At 67.1% G+C, this 18,221-nt stretch carries 19 protein-coding genes and 2 pseudogenes; 12 read left to right on the top strand and 9 right to left on the bottom strand.

All coding sequences use genetic code 11. The features are described from left to right. The 4 genes from ACILR9_RS11100 to ACILR9_RS11085 all read right to left on the bottom strand — a co-directional run bounded on the left by ACILR9_RS11100 (position 1) and on the right by ACILR9_RS11085 (position 3,706). Entirely contained in the window at positions 1-843 is an 843-nt protein-coding gene (locus tag ACILR9_RS11100) for a branched-chain amino acid ABC transporter permease (protein ID WP_395710063.1), read from the bottom strand. Positions 844-913: 70 nt separating this feature from the next. Further along, on the bottom strand, positions 914-1,504 hold the full coding sequence (locus ACILR9_RS11095) for an ActR/PrrA/RegA family redox response regulator transcription factor (protein ID WP_395709980.1): 591 nt from the start codon (positions 1,502-1,504) through the stop codon (positions 914-916). Positions 1,505-1,527: 23 nt separating this feature from the next. After that, positions 1,528-2,877 carry an ActS/PrrB/RegB family redox-sensitive histidine kinase gene (locus ACILR9_RS11090; protein WP_395709979.1) on the bottom strand — a complete coding sequence of 450 codons (1,350 nt, stop codon included), beginning with the start codon at positions 2,875-2,877 and terminating at the stop codon, positions 1,528-1,530. Between the two features lie 4 nt (positions 2,878-2,881). Further along, positions 2,882-3,706 carry an NUDIX hydrolase gene (locus ACILR9_RS11085; protein WP_395709978.1) on the bottom strand — a complete coding sequence of 275 codons (825 nt, stop codon included), beginning with the start codon at positions 3,704-3,706 and terminating at the stop codon, positions 2,882-2,884. Between the two features lie 314 nt (positions 3,707-4,020). On the opposite strand from ACILR9_RS11085, the gene ACILR9_RS11080 reads away from it, so the two are divergent. The 3 genes from ACILR9_RS11080 to ACILR9_RS11070 are packed head-to-tail and all read left to right on the top strand — an operon-like array spanning position 4,021 to position 5,555. After that, positions 4,021-4,257, top strand: coding sequence for a LysR family transcriptional regulator (locus ACILR9_RS11080; RefSeq protein ID WP_395709977.1), 237 nt, complete (start codon positions 4,021-4,023; stop codon positions 4,255-4,257). Continuing rightward, entirely contained in the window at positions 4,254-4,391 is a 138-nt protein-coding gene (locus ACILR9_RS11075) for a hypothetical protein (RefSeq protein WP_395709976.1), read from the top strand. The genes ACILR9_RS11080 and ACILR9_RS11075 overlap by 4 nt, the downstream gene beginning before the upstream one ends. 15 nt (positions 4,392-4,406) lie before the next feature. Beyond that, positions 4,407-5,555: a DJ-1/PfpI family protein gene (locus ACILR9_RS11070; protein WP_395710062.1), complete on the top strand. Its 1,149-nt coding sequence runs from the start codon at positions 4,407-4,409 to the stop codon at positions 5,553-5,555. A 504-nt stretch (positions 5,556-6,059) separates the two neighbouring features. On the opposite strand, the gene ACILR9_RS11065 is transcribed toward ACILR9_RS11070, so the two are convergent. Together ACILR9_RS11065 and ACILR9_RS11060 are read right to left on the bottom strand one after the other, a co-directional pair. Then, positions 6,060-6,473 (bottom strand): hypothetical protein, encoded by a 414-nt coding sequence (locus tag ACILR9_RS11065; RefSeq protein WP_395709975.1) that lies wholly within the window; start codon positions 6,471-6,473, stop codon positions 6,060-6,062. Between the two features lie 276 nt (positions 6,474-6,749). Then, positions 6,750-7,802 carry an LLM class flavin-dependent oxidoreductase gene (locus ACILR9_RS11060; RefSeq protein WP_395709974.1) on the bottom strand — a complete coding sequence of 351 codons (1,053 nt, stop codon included), beginning with the start codon at positions 7,800-7,802 and terminating at the stop codon, positions 6,750-6,752. Positions 7,803-8,202: 400 nt separating this feature from the next. Between ACILR9_RS11060 and ACILR9_RS11055 the strand changes: the two are divergent. After that, positions 8,203-8,727 (top strand): annotated as a pseudogene (locus ACILR9_RS11055) (hydantoinase/oxoprolinase N-terminal domain-containing protein). Between the two features lie 433 nt (positions 8,728-9,160). Here ACILR9_RS11055 and ACILR9_RS11050 read toward each other — a convergent pair. Together ACILR9_RS11050 and pyrC are read right to left on the bottom strand one after the other, a co-directional pair. Next, positions 9,161-9,418, bottom strand: a pseudogene (locus ACILR9_RS11050) (IS1 family transposase); the annotation flags it as partial. 16 nt (positions 9,419-9,434) lie between these two features. Continuing rightward, positions 9,435-10,481: a dihydroorotase gene (pyrC, locus tag ACILR9_RS11045; RefSeq protein ID WP_395709973.1), complete on the bottom strand. Its 1,047-nt coding sequence runs from the start codon at positions 10,479-10,481 to the stop codon at positions 9,435-9,437. A gap of 72 nt (positions 10,482-10,553) precedes the next feature. Here pyrC and ACILR9_RS11040 point away from each other — a divergent pair, with 72 nt between their 5' ends. The 7 genes from ACILR9_RS11040 (at position 10,554) to ACILR9_RS11010 (ending at position 15,416) form a co-directional block, all read left to right on the top strand. After that, positions 10,554-11,606, top strand: coding sequence for a serine hydrolase domain-containing protein (locus ACILR9_RS11040; RefSeq protein ID WP_395709972.1), 1,053 nt, complete (start codon positions 10,554-10,556; stop codon positions 11,604-11,606). Next, positions 11,606-12,496: an alpha/beta fold hydrolase gene (locus ACILR9_RS11035; protein WP_395709971.1), complete on the top strand. Its 891-nt coding sequence runs from the start codon at positions 11,606-11,608 to the stop codon at positions 12,494-12,496. The genes ACILR9_RS11040 and ACILR9_RS11035 overlap by 1 nt, the downstream gene beginning before the upstream one ends. Before the next feature lie 45 nt (positions 12,497-12,541). Continuing rightward, positions 12,542-13,258 (top strand): MBL fold metallo-hydrolase, encoded by a 717-nt coding sequence (locus ACILR9_RS11030; RefSeq protein ID WP_395709970.1) that lies wholly within the window; start codon positions 12,542-12,544, stop codon positions 13,256-13,258. A 273-nt stretch (positions 13,259-13,531) separates the two neighbouring features. Beyond that, complete coding sequence (locus ACILR9_RS11025; RefSeq protein WP_395709969.1) at positions 13,532-13,813, top strand: type II toxin-antitoxin system RelE/ParE family toxin; 282 nt, start codon at positions 13,532-13,534, stop codon at positions 13,811-13,813. Between the two features lie 11 nt (positions 13,814-13,824). Beyond that, the gene (locus tag ACILR9_RS11020) at positions 13,825-14,190 is read left to right on the top strand and encodes a HigA family addiction module antitoxin (protein WP_395709968.1); all 366 of its coding nucleotides are present in this window, start codon (positions 13,825-13,827) and stop codon (positions 14,188-14,190) included. Between the two features lie 138 nt (positions 14,191-14,328). Further along, on the top strand, positions 14,329-14,751 hold the full coding sequence (locus ACILR9_RS11015) for a RidA family protein (RefSeq protein WP_395709967.1): 423 nt from the start codon (positions 14,329-14,331) through the stop codon (positions 14,749-14,751). Continuing rightward, entirely contained in the window at positions 14,748-15,416 is a 669-nt protein-coding gene (locus ACILR9_RS11010) for a DUF1028 domain-containing protein (protein WP_395709966.1), read from the top strand. Before ACILR9_RS11015 ends, ACILR9_RS11010 begins: the two co-directional genes overlap by 4 nt. A gap of 246 nt (positions 15,417-15,662) precedes the next feature. Here ACILR9_RS11010 and ACILR9_RS11005 read toward each other — a convergent pair whose 3' ends face one another. Further along, positions 15,663-16,853: a glycoside hydrolase family 5 protein gene (locus tag ACILR9_RS11005; protein WP_395709965.1), complete on the bottom strand. Its 1,191-nt coding sequence runs from the start codon at positions 16,851-16,853 to the stop codon at positions 15,663-15,665. A gap of 35 nt (positions 16,854-16,888) precedes the next feature. On the opposite strand from ACILR9_RS11005, the gene ACILR9_RS11000 reads away from it, so the two are divergent. Then, positions 16,889-18,094 (top strand): hypothetical protein, encoded by a 1,206-nt coding sequence (locus ACILR9_RS11000; RefSeq protein WP_395709964.1) that lies wholly within the window; start codon positions 16,889-16,891, stop codon positions 18,092-18,094. Positions 18,095-18,221: the final 127 nt, after the last annotated feature.

Genomic DNA, 18,221 nt, shown 5'->3' with positions numbered 1-18,221 from the left:
TCAGGCGCGGCGGCCGACCGGCTCGCCGAACAGGCCTTGCGGCCGAACCGCCAGCACGACGAGGACACTGAGGTAGAGGGCCGCCGACGCCCAGGCATCGCCGAAGGCAGCCGACACGAAGGTTTCGAACACGCCGATGCCGAGCGCGCCCAGCAGGGCGCCCGGCACGCTGCCCCAGCCGCCCAGCGCCACCGCGATATAGGCCTTGAGCATGTAGCCCGCGCCCTGGGTGGGGGCGACCAGGAACTGGTGCCCCAGCAGCATCCCGGCGACGCCCGCAAGCGCCCCGGCAAGCCCGAGCGACAGCAGGACGTAGCGGCCGACCGGGATGCCGACGGCGCGCGCCATGTAGCGATCGCCAGACACCGCCCGCATGCGTCGGCCTGTCTGCGTGCGCTCGAGCAGGAACCAGGTCGCCAGCACCAGGGCGCTGCCCAATACGATGATCGCGATCGGCTGGCGGCCGAGCGCCAGGTCCGCCAGCGCGAACGAGCCGCTGCCGGCGAGCGAGGGCGCGGTGCGCGGCGCCGTTCCCATCTCCACGGTCAGGCCCTGCTCGATGATGGCGGCAAGCGCGATGGTGGCGACGAAGGTCGCCTCGGGCGGTCGCACGGTCAGCGGCAGGATCGTCACGCGGCCGGCGATGATGCCGGCGACCGCCAGCGCCGCCGCCACCACCGGCAGCAGCACCACGCCCGGCAGGCCAAGCCACATGCCGGCCGCCACCGCGACGGCGCCACCCAGCACGACGAGATCGCCATGCGCGAAGTTCACCGCGCCCACGGCATTGAGCGCCAGCACGAAGCCCAGCGCCACCAGCGCATAGGCCATGCCCAGCGCCAGCGCGTTGACCAGAAGCTGGACGGTGATCAGTACGCCTTCATCGATGTTCGTGGCATCAACGTTGGTGGCATCAATGTTCGCGCGGCGCGTGCTTGCCGAGGATGCGCTGCAAGGTGCGGCGATGCATGTTGAGCCGGCGCGCCGTCTCGGAGACGTTGCGGTCGCACTGCTCGAACACGCGCTGGATGTGCTCCCAGCGCACGCGGTCGGCGGACATCGGATTGCTGGGCGGCGGCGGCAATTTGCGGCCATGCGCGGTCAGCGCCTGCTCGATGGCGTCGGCATCGGCCGGCTTGGCGAGATAGTCGATCGCACCTTCCTTCACCGCTGCCACGGCGGTGGCGATGTTGCCGTAGCCGGTCAGCACGACGATGCGGATATCGGGGCGCGCCTGGCGCAACGGCCCCACCAGCTCGAGACCGTTGCCGTCGCCCAGCCGCAGATCGATCACGGCGAAGGCGGGCGGCCGCGCCGTCTGGGCCAGCGCTTCGGCGACCGAACCGACGGCCGAAACGATGAAGCCGCGTTGCTCGAAGGCCCGGGCGGTCCGGTTGCGAAAGGCCGCGTCGTCATCGACGATCAGCAACGTGCGGTCCTTGTTCGCCGTCGCACCGTCGATTACGGGCGACACGGGTCGACCCGCGCCTGTGTCCTGGCTCATGGCGACTCCTTCGACATCGGCCGCTATGTAGCCTTGAAGACGGGGTTTGGCCAGCGCACCGATACTGCAGCCCCCGTGCCGAGCCGGCGATTGCCGAAGGTCACGGTCGCCCCGGTGCGCTCCAATAGCGTTTTGGCGATGAAGACACCCAACCCCATGTGTCCCTCCTCGCCCTGCCGGGTCGAGATGAAGGGTGTTCCCAGTTCGTCCAACAGGGCCTCGGAGAAGCCCGGACCGTCGTCGGAGACCTCGACCTCCGACCATTCCGTGGTCCAGCGCGTCGCGATGGTGATCTCGCTGCGCGCGAACGAAACGGCATTCTGCACGATGTTGCCGATACCCTGCATCAGCTCGGGGCTGCGCACCTGGATCGGCGCCATGGCCGGCACGCCCTCGCCCGTCGGGCCGGCTTCGAAGGCGATGGCGATATCCTCGCGCTTGTAGGGCTGCGCCGCCGCCTCGATCAGCGCCGGCAGCGGCACCAGGATATAGGCATCCGACACGTCGCCGGCCGGATCGACCGAGAGCCGGGCCAGGATGGTGCGGCAGCGCTCCGATTCGGACGACAGCAGCTCGACGTCCTCGCGCAGCGGATCGTCGGCCTCGACCTCGCGCAGCATCTCCTTGGTCACCACGGCGATGGTCGAGAGCGGCGTGCCGAGCTCGTGCGCGGCCGCGGCCGCAAGCGCCCCCAGCGCCGACAGGCGCTGCTCGCGCGCCAGCGCGGCCTGCGCCGCGGCCAGCGCATCGGCCATCTGCCGCCCCTCCTCGGCCAGCCGCCAGCCATAGAGCGTGGTCAACAGGGTGGTGAGGGTGAGGCCGGCCCACAGGCCGGCGCGGTAGATGTCGGGCAACTCGGGCGGTGGGCCGCGCCACGGCAGCGGCTGGTGGAACAGACCGAGCAGGCCGATGCACAGGATGGTGAGCATCGACAGCACGATGTTGCTGGCGAGCGACAGGACGGTGGCGCCGATGGCGACCGGCGCGAGCAGCAGCAGCACGAAGGGATTGGTCAGCCCGCCGGTGAGGTAGAGCAGCACGGCGAGCTGCAGCACGTCGAAGGCGAGGAAGACGGCCGCTTCGCGGTCGTCGACGCGCGCCGAGGCCGGACGGCCGATGCTGACCGTGAGGTTGAGCAGCGCCGACAGCGCGATCGCGCCGAACACCGCCAGCAGCGGGAGGGTGAAGCCCAGCCCCCAGTGAACGACCGAAACGGTGAAGAACTGGCCGGCGACGGCGGCCCAGCGGATGAGGACCAGGGCGCGCAGGCGCACGCCGCCGCGCGTCGGCAGGCGCGAACCGGCGGCGGCCGATGACAACGGGCCGGGAGCAGCCCCGCTCGAGGAGGGCGAAGCGGTCCCGACAGGTGCCATGGCGCTACTCCTCGAGCATCAGGTGCTTGCGATGGATCGTGGTGAAGAGCGGGATCTTGCGCTGCTTCTTGCGATCGGGCGGCTCCTTCGCAAGACGGCCGACCTCGCCCAGGATCAACCCGGTGATGGTCGGCAGCGGCAGCTCGCGCGCCTCGTCGAGCTGGACCCAGCGGATGTCGCCGAGCTCGCTCGAATGGCGGATCTCGCCGGTGGCATCCTCGGCCCGGGCCATGAAGAAACGGGCATTGAAGCGGCGCGGCCGGCCGGGCGGCGTCACGGCGCGCGCGATCAGGTCGAGGCAGTCGAGGGCCGGAGCAAACCCCTTGTCGAGGAAGCCGCGCCAATGCTCGCCGAAATCCTCGTCGGGCGGTCCATTCTTCAGGGGCTTGCCCAGCATCAGCCCGGTCTCCTCGAAGGTCTCGCGCACCGCGGCAACGGCCAGCGCCCGCGCCCGTTGCGCCGTCGCCGCCTTGCGCAGCCGTTCGTCGACGAAGCGGTCGAGCGGCGTCGCCACCGGCACGCGCGCATCGTCCGGATCGACGCGGCCGCCGGGGAACACATAGCGGTTGGGCATGAAGGCATGCTTGGCGTCGCGACAGCCGAGCAGCACCTCGGGAACCTTGCCACGCTGGCGCACCAGGATCAGCGTCGCCGCATCGCGGGGCCGCAGATAAGGGTACTTCTTGTCTTCATGGGTCGGGTCGACTGGCCGCTCGGTGATGGGCCGCTCGGTGATGGGCCGCTCGCTGCCGGGCTTGGGGGCTGCGTGGTCGTAGCCCCTGTCGGTGCCGCGCACGACAGCGCCGGCGGGAATCGTTCGCTTGCTCATGATCGCAACGATAGACGCAGGAAACGGAGCGCTCCAGCACTCCTCGCATCACCGAGCCCGGATAGAATCATTCGCATAAGTACCGTCATCCCGACCGGAGCCGAGACAGGCACTTGCGGAGCAAGTGCCGCTAGCGAGGCGTAGGGGAGGGACCTTTCTGGTTGCAACATCGGCAAGAAAGGTCCCTCGGCTACGCCGCCCTCCGGGTGGCTCCGCTCGGGATGACGGACAAAGGGGCATTTGCGATCGCCCTGCAAGACGACCGGGCAGCCCCCATATCGCGTCGGAACCTGATCCAACGTCGAAGCAGCTCGATGGAAGATATCGAGACTTTTCTCGCGATCATCGAGGGTGGCAGCCAGACGGCCACGGCGCGTCGCCTCGGGCGCTCGCTGCAATCGGTCAATCGCTCGCTGCTGGCGCTCGAGCGACGCGTCGGCGTCGAGCTGGTGCGCCGCACCACGCGCCGCGCCACGCTCGAACACAAGGCGCTCGAGGGCCTGTGCTCTACGAGCACCTTCGCGACGCCGGCGGCGTTCTCTATCCCGTGAGTGCCCTGCCCTTCTCGCCTGACGACTGGAAACAGCATCTCGGTTCGCGCTGGCAATCCTTGCGCGATGCCGCCGGGCGCTACGATCCGGCCAACATCCTGGCACCGGGCTACGAGCCGTTCAGCAGTGCCTGAGGCATGGTGCCTGCCATGGCGATGCGATTTCTTCTGTGGGGCGCCGTGACAATCATGGCGCTCGCGTTGGTGTCCGGCGCGGCCTGGATTCTGTCGCTGCCTGGGCCGCCGGCAATCAAGGCTGCCCCGCGAATCGCAGAGGACGAAACCTCCGCCATGATTGAGGCCTTGAAGCCACCGAAGCGCCAGCGGCCGCTGATCGCCATCGTCGGCATCAATGACGGGACCGAGACCACTGACTATCTCATGCCCTTCGGCATTCTTCGGCGCGCCGATGTCGCGGATGTCGAGGCCTTGGCAACGGGACCAGGGCCCGTGACCCTGTTCCCGGCGCTCACGGTGGAGCCGCAGGCGACTACCGCCGACTTCGACGCGCGCCACCGCGACGGCGCCGACTACGTCATCGTCCCCGCCATGCAGCGGGATGACGACCCGGCGGTCCCGCAGTGGCTCAGGAGCCAAGCCGCCCAGGGAGCAATCATCGTCGGGGTGTGCGCCGGCGCCAAGGTCGTCGCCGATGCCGGGCTGCTCGACAGCAAGCGCGCGACCACGCACTGGTACTACCTCGACGAGATGCGCCGCCGCCACCCGTCGATCCGATACGTCGCGGACCGCCGCCTGGTCGTCGACACCCGCATCGCGACGACGACCGGCGTATCTGCCTCCATGCCGATGGCCCTGACCCTGATCGAGGCAATCGCCGGAAGGGCGAAAGCCGAGGCCGTCGCGCAGCGCCTCGGCGTCGCGCAGTGGGATGCGCGGCACGACAGCAGCGCCTTCATCTTCACGCGGCCGTTCGCCGCGACGGTGCTCGCCAGCCTGCTCGCCGTGTGGAATCACGAGCGGCTCGGCATCGCACTCGACGCCGGCGCCGACGAGGTGTCCCTTGCCCTCGTCGCCGATGCCTGGTCGCGCACCTATCGCTCGCGCGTGCGGACGGTCGCTGCAACAGCCGAGGCACGACAGTCGCAGAACGGCATCCGCATCGTCCCCGACCAGGTCGCGACGATTGGTTCGACAACCCCGATGCTGCCGTCCCTGGAACAAGGGCCGCCGGCGCAGGCACTGGACCAGGCTCTCGACGGCATCGCGGCACGCTACGGCGCGGACACAGCGAACCTCGTCGCCATGCAGATCGAGTACGCACAAGGACTGCGCCACTGATGAAGCGGCCCGCTGTGCAATTGATTGCACGACGGCCTCTGTCGACCGGTTGAAGACCGATATTCGCCCTTCACCGCGCTCGGCAGCGGCGGCTGACAGCAGCGTCCCGGTGGAACAAAAAAGTGCAACCGCGATTCGCCCGACCGAGTCTTGACACATGAAAAAGCCTGTCATGACAAGGCTCTAGCCGAACCCGCACTCGTGCAAGCATTCGAACAACAGGGAATCGGAACAGGGAATTCAGAAAAATTAACAGGGAACTGATTGCACCATATCAGGGAATTTCTCCCTCCTGAGCAGGGGAAGCGCGACGCGATATCGGGAAGCTCGACCATGCGACCTCGTTCAGTTGCGGACATTGCGCGCCGAACGCGCGCGCTTTGTCCGCAACCCTAGGCGCCCTGTCCGCGGAGTAACCGTCACCCCGCCATCAAGGTGCGCAAATGCAGCCACTTGTTCCGCTCACCGGCTCGGCGGCCGTCGGAGGCAGCATGATCGCCTCGTCTAGTTGACGCATCTCTGAAGCATCGCCCCGCTAGGCGGCTTGATCATGTTACCCACTTTTTCAAGGAGGCCAGTCTCGGGCTTCGCATCCGGCGAGGTCGGGTCGATGCTCTTGCCGTTCTTTTTGGTGGGCACGACGGTCACGGAGATTTTCGTTGGCGACACGATCTCGGCCGCGGTGATGGTGCCTTCCGCGGATTCGTCGTTCGCGGATTCCTTTCCTGGGCTGCTGAACGCCACGGCAGGCTTTCCGCCACCGGCAAAAGTCCATCTCGGCTTGGTCTTGTCACCGCAGTCGGGAGACCACGTCCCGACGAGACCGAAAGCTGTCAAAGCCTCATTGATGCCCTGGGAGTGGGCTGGACCCGCCGCAAAAAATGCCATGCAGGCAGCGATGACCAAAATCCTGCGCATCGTAACCTCACTTCTGCAATTTCGACTGCGCGCGGAAATCCGGCGCGTCAGCACTGTAGCGCATCGGCGGTCGCGATTTCGATTGCCAGGGATTGCTCGTCATTGGCTACACATGAAGTTGCCACGCGAGCAGTCCCGTTCGGGCGCCGCCTTATGCATGTTTTGACATCTCATGAACGCCACGGAGTGGCGCGCTCCCGGCGTATGACACGCTCTTCGGGCAGGGTTGCGCCTGAAGCGGCGTTCCCGGCAATGACCCGGTTTGTCGACTAGGGCCTACGCCGCCTCTCGCACCTTCAGCCGCGGCATTATCTCGGCGGCGAAGCGGCGCATCTCGCGCTCGAAGGGCTGGAACTGCAGTAGCAGGGTCTCGATGCCGGCCTGGTGGAACTGGCGGATGCGCTCGGCGACGGTGTCGTAGCTGCCGACCAGGCCGGCGGCGGTGCCGCCGTTGGTGCCGACCTTCTCGAACTTCGCCATGGTCTGCTTCATGACGACCTTGGCGTCCGTGTTGCGCTCCTGCATCACGCGCGCGTCGGCGTCGAGCGCCGCCAGCGCCAGCAGGCGCTGGAATTCCTCCTGGGCTTCCGCCTCGGTCGGGCGGGCGATGACGAAAGCGGAAAGGCCGAAGCGCAGCGGGGCGCCGGGCCGCGGCCGGCGCGCGACGTCGGCGATCAGGCGGGCGACGTCGGCCAGGGGCTGGCCATTGATGAACCACACGTCGCCGAGGTCAGCCACCAGCTGGCGCGCCGGCTCCGACTCGCCGCCGACATAGATGCGCGGCCGCGGGCGGAAGGTGCGGTGCGGCCGCAGGATGTAGTCGCTGACGTCGAAGTACTTGCCCTTCCAGCTCACCCGCTCGCCGGCCATCAGCGGCTCGACCACGGAGAGCCATTCGCGGCCGTAGGCGTAGCGCTCGTCATGCTCGAGGAAGGGAATGCCGGCCTTCTCGATCTCCGCCCGGTTCCAGGCATTCACCAGGTTGATGGCGAAGCGGCCGCGCGCGATGTGCTCGATCTGCAGCGCCATCTTGGCCAGCACCACCGGATGGTAGAGCATCGGCTTGATGGCCGTGATGATCTCGATCCGCGAGGTCAGCGCCGCCAGCGCCGCCGACGACGTCCAGGCCTCGAGCTGGTCGAGGTCCTCGCGGTGCGGGTTGGCGGTATGCTGGGCGACCAGCGTGCAGTCGTAGCCGAGCTGCTCGGCCTCCAGGATCAGCTTGCGGTTCCGCTCCCACGACGCGTCGTAGGGTTCCTCGGGGTCATGCAGGGCGGCGCGGTTGCCGTGGACCAGGGCCCAGATGCCGAACCTCAGAGGATGTTGCATGGCGATCCCGCTTGCACCGTTACCACTCTTGTCTATGCGCGGCCGGGGGCACCGGCCGCAAGCAAGCATCCGCCGACCATGCATTAGGTGAGTTTGTGTTACATCTACAGATTAGCTGTACTTAACAATGCGATAGTAATTGCTGTTTGCGCGCCGATCAAAGGGGTCGGGATACTTTTGGCCTATGACTTTTGCCGAATTTTCCCGGGCCACCCTCGTCCCGCATTTGCCTCGTCCGGCTCCTGCTGCCTGCAGCATCGACCCTTCCGAAAGAAGGGGTTACGCGCTGGGAGCGCGCCACTCCTGTGGCGCGCTCCCAGCGACGAGGCGCCGAAGTAAAGAGTTGGCGCCGATGCGTGGCGCGGTCCCAGCAATGATCCTTCCGGCAGGAACCTGAGCGATGGCGTGGCGACTGGGCATCGATATCGGCGGGACGTTCACTGACGTCGCCATCGTCAACGAGGCGACCGGCGGGATCGGCGTGGTGAAGGTGCCGACCACGCCGGGTAATTTTGCCGAAGGCGTGCTGGACGGGCTCGGCAAGGCGCTGGCGACCGGGCCGATCAATCCTGGCGCGGTGGCGCTGCTGGCGCACGGCACGACGGTGGTCACCAATGCGCTGCTGGAAGGCAAGGGCGCGCGCTGCGGCTTCGTCGGCACACGCGGCTTTCGCGACCTGCTCGAGCTTAGGCGCTCGTCCAAGGCAAGCCTGTAAGACCTGATGCAGGATGGACCGGACATCCCGGTGCCGCGCCGTTTCCGCTACGAGATCACCGAGCGGGTCGACGCCCAGGGCGAAATCGTGCTGCCCCTGGCCGAGGGCGAGATCCCGGCCCTGGTCGAGGCGATCCGCGCCGCCAAGCTCGAGGCGGTCTCGGTAGTGGTACAGTTTGAAAATCGGCCGGATTCCTTGACGCCCGATTGAAGAAAGAGAATCCTCAGAACTGCAATCGGGGAAGGCGATCATGAGACTAGGGCTTTTTCTCGCGACATTGATCGGCCTGGCGGGTGCTTCTCACATCTCCAGCGCGGCAGACGCGACTTGGGTTGCCGTTTCCGACGGCAGTAAGAACACCTCGGTGTGGTGCGGTTACAACAATGTGTCCTGGCAGGTCGACATAAAGGGGAACACGCTCACTTTTACGAGGCAATCGGCGAAGAAGGATTCATTCACTGTCGATTTGAAGGCGTTGCAGGCAGATGGCTCTGGAAAGGTTGTCGGCAAAGACTGGAAGGACAGAGAGTTCTACGTAACGTTCGAGCCGGGCAGCGGAGCTCGCCCATTCTATTACACTGATTTCGACAGTCCTTGCCGGATTGCTTTTGCGCCCAAGACATAGTGCGCCCCGCCCCTGCCGGGCGACCTCCCAATCCTCCAGCACCTTCACCATATCGGCCATTTCCCAGAGCTTGGGAGTGACGCCAGCGGCCATGGCGGGCGTCGTCTTCAGCGTCTTGTGAATGCGCACGAAATTGTAGTGCATGAAGTAGATGGCCATCATGTGATTGTGGCTCGCGGCCTTCTTGCTGAAGGCGTCCGTCAACCGCGTCATGCACCGGTTGCCCATGCGGATGTTGAGGTTCTGGCACTCGACGTATGCTGGAATAATCAATTTCACACCGGCAGTCGTTCTAGTAAGACCACTCGACCGGCGCGTCCGGGCGAAACACCACGACGCTCTTGTCGCCATTCGCGACATCGATTCGTTCGGGCGCGACCAGCGGCGCGGCGTGCAAGGTCACGCGCTGCTCATTGACCGGCAGGCCATAGAAGCGCGGCCCGTTCAGCGAGGCGAACGTCTCGAGCCGGTCGAGCGCGCCTTCCTCGGCGAAGATCTGGGTGTAGACCTGCATCGCCACCGGGGCGTTGAAGATGCCGGCGCAGCCGCAGGCGCATTCCTTGGTGTCGGCGGTGTGCGGCGCGGTGTCCGTGCCGAGGAAGAACTGCGTCTGGCCAGGCGCCGTCGCGGCGCGACGCAGCGCCAGGCGGTGCTCCTCAGCCTTGGCGATCGGCAGGCAGTAGAGGTGCGGGCGGATGCCGCCCTTGAACAGGGCGTTGCGGTTGTAACTGAGATGATGCGGCGTGATCGTGCCGCCGACGCGCGCGCCGCCGGCCTCGACGAAGGCGACGCCCTCCCGGGTGGTGATGTGCTCGAGCACCACCTTCAGCCCCTGGTGGCGCTTCAGCAGCGGCGCCAGCACGCGGTCGAGGAACACCGTTTCGCGGTCGAAGATGTCGACGTCCGCGTCGGTCACCTCGCCATGGACAAGCAGCGGCATGCCGGCCTTCTCCATCGCCTCCAGCGCGGGCGCGATGCGGTCCATCGAGGTGACGCCGTGCGCCGAGTTGGTGGTGGCGTGCGCCGGGTAGAGCTTGGCCGCGACCCACACGCCCTCGCGCCTGCCGCGCGCCAGCTCGGCCGGATCGGCGCCGTCGGTCAGGTAGCAGGTCATCAGCGGCTCGAAGGCGAGGCCGGCCGGGACCGCACTGCGGATTCGTTCGCGATACGATTTGGCCTCGACGACCGTCGTCACCGGGGGCACCAGGTTGGGCATGATGATGGCGCGGGCGAACTGGCTTGCCGTATGGACGGCACAGGCCTGCAGCATCGGCCCGTCGCGCAGATGGGCGTGCCAGTCGTCGGGTTGGCGGAGGGTGATCGAGGTCGGCGGGGCCATTCGCGTTTCTACGCTTGCTCCCGGGCAGCCTCCAATGTTGATTGTGGGCGCGAATGACTGTTGATTGCGGGCATGAAGGATCTGAAAGACGCAATAGCGTTCGCCAAATCGGCCGAATCCAAGTGGCCTGCCAGCATGCAGATGCCCGACGGCCAGTTCGTCATGACCTACGATTCGGGCGAGAAGGCGCCGGACAACGAGGTGCTGGGGCCGGTCACGCCGCGCGGCGGCCACGCCGGCATGGTCTATCGCGGCGGCAAGCTCGTGGCCGAATGGGGCGATGTCGGTCGCACCGACATGACCTTCAGCGTCGCCAAGAGCTTCCTCGCCCTGCTGGCCGGCCTCGCGGTGGGCGACGGGCTGATCAAGAGCCTCGACGACAAGGTCGCCGGCTACAAGCTCGATGACGGCTTCGCGAGCGACCAGAACAAGGACATCACCTGGCGCCACCTGCTGACCCAGACCAGTGAATGGCAGGGCACGCTGTTCGGCAAGGAGGATCGCATCGACCACAACCGCGTGGTCGGCATCGCCGTCGCCGATGCGCCCAAGGGCACGCGGCGCCCGCTGAAGCCGCCCGGCACCTTCTACGAGTACAACGACGTGCGCGTGAACCGCCTGTCGCTCTGCCTGCTGCAGCTCTTCAAGGAGCCGCTGCCGTCGGTGCTGAAGCGGCGGATCATGGACCCGATCGGGGCCTCGTCGACCTGGAAATGGGACGGCTATCGCAACTCGGCGGTGACGATCGACGGCAAGCAGATGGTCTCGGTGCCGGGTGGCGGCCACTGGGGCGGCGGCATCGTCATCTCGGCGCGCGACCTCGCGCTGATGGGCCTGCTGGTGGCGCAGGGCGGCAAATGGGAGGGCAAGGAGATCCTGCACCCGGGCTGGACCGACGAGCTGGTGAAACCCTGCCCGGTGGCGCCGTTCTACGGCCTGATGTGGTGGCTCAATGCCAACCGGCGGCAGTTCGCGGCAGCCTCGGAGCGCAGCCATTTCGCGCTCGGCTGGGGCAGCCACATCGTCTGGATCGATCCCGACAACGATCTCGTCACCGTGCTGCGCTGGATCGACCGCAAGCAGGCGCCGCAATTCGTCGAACGGCTGCTGGGAGCGCTCGGCTGATGGAGGAGCTCGACTTTTCCGCCGTCCCGCGCATGCCGGACGGCCGCACCGCCGCCGAGCACATCCAGGAAATCGAATCGACCGCCCGCGCGGTGCGCATGCCGATGGGCAATGGCGGCCGCATGATGTGGCACATCTGGGGCGAGGGCTCGGGCAAGCCGATCCTGCTGCTGTTCCACGGCGGCTCGGGCTCGTGGATCCATTGGATCCGCAACGTCCAGCCGCTCGCCCGGCATTTCACGGTCTACGCCGCCGACATGCCGGGCCTCGGCGACAGCGATCCGCCCGACGACGTGCGCGACATCTGGTCGGTGACCCATTGCGTTCAGATCGCCATGCAAGGCCTGCTGCCGCCCGGGGAAAAATTCGCCATAACCGGCTTCTCGTTCGGCGGCATGGTGGCCGGTCACATCGCCGTGCTGTTCTCCCAGCAGATCCGCCGCATCGTCATGGTCGGCGCCGGCGGGCTCAAGGCGACGCGCAAGCCCGGCCCGAAGCTGCACAAGCTGCTGGCCTCGATGCCGGCCGAGACGCTGGCCACCGAGGCGCGGCGCAATCTCGAGATCCTGATGCTGCACGATCCGGCCAAGGTCGACGGCGTCGCCATCCACATGCAGATCATGAACACGACGCGGGCCAAGACGCGCAGCCGAGACATGGGCCAGCAATTCAAGCTCAGCGAGGTGCTGCCGCGGGTAAAAGTGCCGCTCACCGGCATCTGGGGCGAGTTCGATTCAACGACCTACCCCCACATCCAGGAGCGCATCGACCTGTTCCGCGCCCGCCAGCCCGATTTCGAGATGAATGTCATCCCGGGCGCCGGCCACTGGGTTGCCTACGAGGCCGCCGACGCGTTCAATGCCAAGCTGATCGAGATTCTTGCACCCTGATCGGCGATCCTTGCGGTCGCCGATCGCCACTACCGGGAGGGCGCCGTGAAAACCGAAGTCTCCGAGATCGCCGACAAGATCTATCGACTGTCGACCTTCGTGTCCGCCGTCGGGCCGACGGGATTCACGTTCAACCAGTTCCTGATCGATGCCGACGAGCCGTTGCTGTTCCATTACGGCCAGCGCTCGCTGTTCCCGCTGATCTCGGCCGCGGTGAAGAGCGTGATTCCGCTCGACAAGCTGCGCTGGACGACCTGCAGCCATGTCGAGGCCGATGAATCGGGTGCTCTCAACCAATGGCTGGCCGCGGCCCCCAAAGCGACGCCGGCGCACGGCCAGGTCGGGTGCAACATCTGGCTGCGCGACATGGCAGACCGCGAGCCGCGCGTGCTCGGCAACGACGAGGTGCTCGACCTCGGCGGCAAGCGCGTGCGCTGGCTCGACACGCCGCACGTGCCGCACAACTGGGATGCCGGCGTGATCTACGAGGAGACCACCGGCACGCTGTTCAGCAGCGACCTGTTCACCCAGTTCGGGCCGGCCGCACCGACCACGGAGTCGGAGATCGTGGGTCCGGCGATCGCCACCGAGACGGCGGTGCCCTACATGCCGGTGACCAAGCTCACCGAGCCGACGCTGCGCCGCCTGGCCGGGCTGAAGCCCACGACGATCGCCCTGATGCACGGCCCGACCTTCAAGGGCGACGGCGCGGCCGCGCTGACGGCGCTGGCCGATCACTATCGCGATCGGTTGGCGAACTGATTGGGGGGCGAGCCCCATACGCGTTAAAGTAGGTCGAAGACTCAACAAAGTCCTCATGCTGAGGAGGTCGCGTAGCGGCCGTCTCGAAGGATGGGCCGCACAGGAGATCGCTAAAAAGGCGGTGTCGCGGCACCCGCTCTGTTGCCGACCCTTCGAGACGCGGCCCTCCGGGCCGCTCCTCAGGGTGAGGTCTCTTTGTATTTTAACGCCTATGGGGGCGAACCCCGGTCGTTACGCTTGACATAACGGCGCCTGTTACGTAATTCGTAACGCGTGATCAAGAGCTTCGCCTGCAGGAAAACGGCCCTCGTCTTCCAGAGGCAGGCTCCAAAAGGCTTTCCCTCCGACATCCTGTCGGTTGCGCGCCGGAAATTGCGAATGCTGGATGCGGCACTTTCGTTGGATGAATTGCGTGTACCGCCCAACAACAGGCTGGAACCTCTCAAGGGCGATCGTGCCGGGCAGCACAGCATACGGATCAACGATCAATGGCGGGTTTGCTTCGTTTGGCACAATGGAGCGGCACACTTCGTCGAGATCGTGGACTACCATTGAGGAGAGGTGACATGCCTCGGAGGAAAACGACAATCCATCGAAGGAAAGTGACAATCCATCGCGAGGATCTCGACGCAGGGAAAGTAGACCTGTCGGCCGAAAGCACTGGACGAACCCTGGCGTTTATCACGCCCGGCGAGGTGCTTCGTGAAGAGTTCATGGTGCCAATGTCGCTTTCCGCCCGTGCGCTTGCTCGCGAACTGGGCATTCCGGCCAACCGAATCACCGCGATCCTCCATGGGGAGCGCGCGATCACCGCGGATACGGCCCTGCGTCTATCGCGTCGCTTCGGCGTATCAGCGGAGTTCTGGATGAACCTTCAAACCGCACACGACCTGGAGAAGGCGCGCCGGGAATTGCCGATCGCTGCGGAGTGACCGTATGAGCTTCGTCCCTTCGTCCCCCACCGGCGGCGGCTCGCTGACAACTCTTTTCCGATTTCCATAAACGCTGGCTCGTCGGATAGTCCTGCCAGGCTTCGCCGCGCGGAGCCGAAGAGGAACGACGGACACCCCATGGCGCACACGCGGCTTCGCAAATTCAACACCAAGGACACCTACCCCGAGCAGAAGCTCGACAACGACCTCTGCCAGGTCGTCGTCGCCGAAGGGAAGCTCGTGTTCGTGCGCGGCCAGATCGGGCAGGACCTCGACACCTCCAGGAGCGTCGGCATCGGCGATGTCGCGGCGCAGACCGAGCAGGCGATGGCGAACATCAAGACGCTGCTCGAGGAGGCCGGCGCGAAGCTCGAGCACGTCTGCAAGATCACGATCTACATCGTCGATCCGCGCTATCGCGAGACGGTCTATCGCGTCGTCGGCAAGTGGCTGAAAGGCGTGTTCCCGGTCTCGACCGGCATCGTGGTCTCCGCGCTCGCACGGCCGGAATGGCTGGTCGAAGTCGACGCCATCGCGGTCATTCCGCCCGCCCGCGCATGACCTTCTCGATCACCGCGCGCTGCCCGGAGACGGGGATGTTCGGCATCGCCATCTCCTCGTCATCGCCCGCGGTTGCCGCGCGCTGCGCGCACCTGCGGCCGGGCGTGGGCGCAATCGCCAGCCAGAACGTCACCGATCCGCGGCTCGGCAAGCAGGGCCTCGACCTGATGGCGGCAGGCGCCTCGGCGGAGGCGGCACTTGCCGAGCTGAAAGCGTCGCCCTTCATCGACTTCCGCCAGCTTGCGCTGGTCGACACGGCGGGACGGACGGCGGCGCTGTCCGGCGCGGGCGCGCTCGGCATCCACGCCATCGTGCAGGGCGACGGGGCCGTCTCGGCCGGCAACCTGCTGGCCAGTCTCGACGTGCCGCGCGCGATGATGACGGCGTTCGAGGCCGCACAGACCGATTTTCCCGGCCGCCTGCTCGCTGCGCTCGAGGCCGGGCTCGCTGCCGGCGGCGAAGCCGGTCCCGTCCATTCTGCCGGACTGGTCGTGGTCCGCGACATCGAGTGGCCGATCGTCGATCTGCGCGTCGACTGGAGCGATACGCCGCTCGCCGACCTGCGTCGCGTGTGGGAGCTCTATGCGCCGCAGCTGGAAGACTACGTGTGGCGCGCCCTCGACCCGGCGCGCGCCGCGAAGTTCGGGGTGCCGGGGGAGCGATGATCGTTTTCCTCCCTGCGCGGAGCGCGGGGAGGTGCCCCGCAGGGGCGGAGGGGTCATGAGTCTCAGTCGAGGCGTCCGTTTGGGATAAGACGTCATCATCCACAAAGTGAATCCAATCGCGGATCGTTGGCGGGATGACGAACTTGATCCATACGTGTGTCGCTCATGACCCCTCCGCCCCCTGCGGGGGCACCTCCCCGCGCTTCGCGCAGGGAGGACAACAGCAAGCGTCGACGGGGGGAACGCTTACGGCCCCGCCTTCAGCCCGAGCGACCGCAGGTAGCTCCAGCGCACCACGCCGTGGGCGAACTCGATGCCGGTGAGGTACTCGGCGATGGCGCGGTCGATCACCGCCTGCGCCGGCTTGTCCTTCCGCGTGCCGTCGGCGAAGGCCACGATCTCGTTCCAGCCGTCGGGGCGCGGGATCGACACCACGGTCGATTGCGTGTCGAGGTTCTTGTAGGTCCAGAACGACCAGCCGATGCCGTGCGTCTCGTGCAGCAGGCGGAACTGCTCGTTCCAGTCGTCGGTCAGCTCGCCGGTCTCGCCGAGGAACAGCGGCACGCCGTAGCGGTTGGCGAAGTTGAGATGGCGCTGGATCGAATCGCGCTTCGTGCTCGCCCAGAACGAATGGTACGTGTAGGCGAGGTTGGGCGCGAACGGCGGGCCGAACATGTCGAAGCTCGAGCTCCACTGCCCGGCGGCCAGGATGACGATGCGGCCGGGATCGACCTCGCGGATCGCCGCGGTGACCTGGCGATAGAACGGCTCGAGCCGCCTGTTGAGCGTCGCCACGTCGTGATAGGGCGCGATCGGCTCGTTCAGGATGTCATAGCCCAGGATCGCCGGATCGCCGCGGTAGCGCCCGGCGATGGCGCGCCACAGCTTGATGGTGAGCGCGCGATCGCGCGGCACGTAGAACATCAGCGGATAGCCCGGCCCGTCGTCGTGATTGATGCCGGTCTGGCCGCCCGGCGCGGCATGAAGGTCGAGGATGGCGAGCAGGCCAGCGTCACGGACCCAGCCCAGCACGCGATCGAGCAGCGCCCAGCCCGCCCCCTCCATCTCGCCCTGGTCGGTCATGAACAGGCGGTAGTGCAGCGGGATGCGCACCGTGTTGAAGCCGACTGACTTGATGAACTCGATATCGGCCTGGGCAATGTAGCGGTCGCGGTAGCGCAGCCAGAACCCGGCCGCGCGCTCAGCTCCGAGCAGGCGGTCGAAGGCGCCGTAGATCTGGCGCGGCGCCTTGGCGACCTCGAACTTGAACATGTAGCCTTCGGGCATCAGCCAGTTGCCGAGGCTGATCCCCTTGATCTGCAATGTCCGGCCGTCGGCCGTGACAAAATTCCTGCCTTCGATGCGCGCCAGGCCGGTGTCGGCATGGGCAGGCAAAACGACACAGACAAACGACAGCACGACGAGCAGCAGGCGCATGACGTCACTCTAGCAGCCGACTAAGGTCGCGCCCCATGCTTCTCGCCTCTCTCCTGGTGCCGATCGCCGTCCTGGCCATCGTGCTGCTGGTCCAGCGCCTGCGGCTTCCCGCCTTTCTCGCGATCATGGCGACGATCGTGGTCTACGGGATCGCTGCCGACATGACCTTCCAGTCGGTCGGCAAGGCCTTCGGCCTGGGCTTCTCGGCGGCGCTCGAGCAGGTCGGCCTGCTGGTGGTGGCCGGCGCGCTGGCCGGCGCGGTGGCCCTGCGCGAGCCGCTCGGCACCGGCACCTCGGCGGCCGTCGGGGCGCTCGCGGGGCTGGGCAGCTCGGCGGCCGGCGGGCTCGCCCTGCTGCAGGCGACCGGGCAGGAGGCGCCGCGCCGGGCGCTCGGTCTCGCCCTCACCCTGCTCGCCGTCAGCGCCCTGGTGGCGCCCTCGCCGCTCGCCGTCGCCGCGGCATCGGTGATGAAGACGACGGCCTCGACCATGCTCATGGCCGCGCTGCCGGTCGCCATCATCGCGGTGGCAATCGGCTGGTGGCACGTGTCGCGGCAGCTGCCGGACGACGAGAGCACGGCTGCCGCCGCGCCGGGCCGGCTGGGCTGGGCGTGGCTCGCCGTGATGCTGCCGGTGGCGCTGCTGGTCGTGCAGTCGGTGGCGCAGATGCCGAGCGAGCCGCTGGGCAAGGGTGGCGCGCGCGAGCTCTACATCGGCATCAGCAAGCCTTTGATGCTGGCGGCGCTGGCCATCACGCTCGCCGTGCTGTTCGCCGGACGCTGGCAGCCGTCGGCGCTGTCGGGTCGCGGCTGGGCGCCGCTGCTGCTCACGGTGGGCGCGGCCGGCGGCCTCGCCCGCGTGTTCGACGAGACCGGCATGGCCGAGCTGCTGGCCGAGCACGCGCTGCATCCGCGCTTCGGCCTGCTGACGCCCTTCCTCGCCGCGGCGATCGTCAAGACCATGCAGGGCAACTCGCTCACTGCGGTGCTCACCGCATCAGGCATGGTCGAGCCGATGCTGCCGGCACTTGGCCTCGACAGCGCCTCCGGCCGGGCGCTGGCGGCGGCCGCCGTCGGCGCAGGCTCGATGGCGATCTGCCACGTCAACGACCCGTTCTTCTGGATCGCCGCCAGCATGGGCCGCCTGACGCCGGGGCGCGCGCTGATGGTGATCTCGCTGGGCAGCGCCGCGATGGCGATCGGCGCACTGGTCGTGCTGGCGGCGGTGAAGCAGGTTCTGTAGCGGGCGTCGTTTTCCTCCCTGCGCGAAGCGCGGGGAGGTGTCCGCGTAATCGCGGACGGAGGGGTCATGGGCCACCTCTCGTTGCTCATGACCCCTCCGTCGCGTAAGACGCGACACCTCCCCAAGC

It is taken from the genome of Reyranella sp. (assembly GCF_044224635.1).
Lineage (GTDB): Bacteria > Pseudomonadota > Alphaproteobacteria > Reyranellales > Reyranellaceae > Reyranella.
The sequence above is the reverse complement of the archived record's forward strand: the minus strand, read 5'-3'. Positions and strand labels throughout refer to the sequence as shown.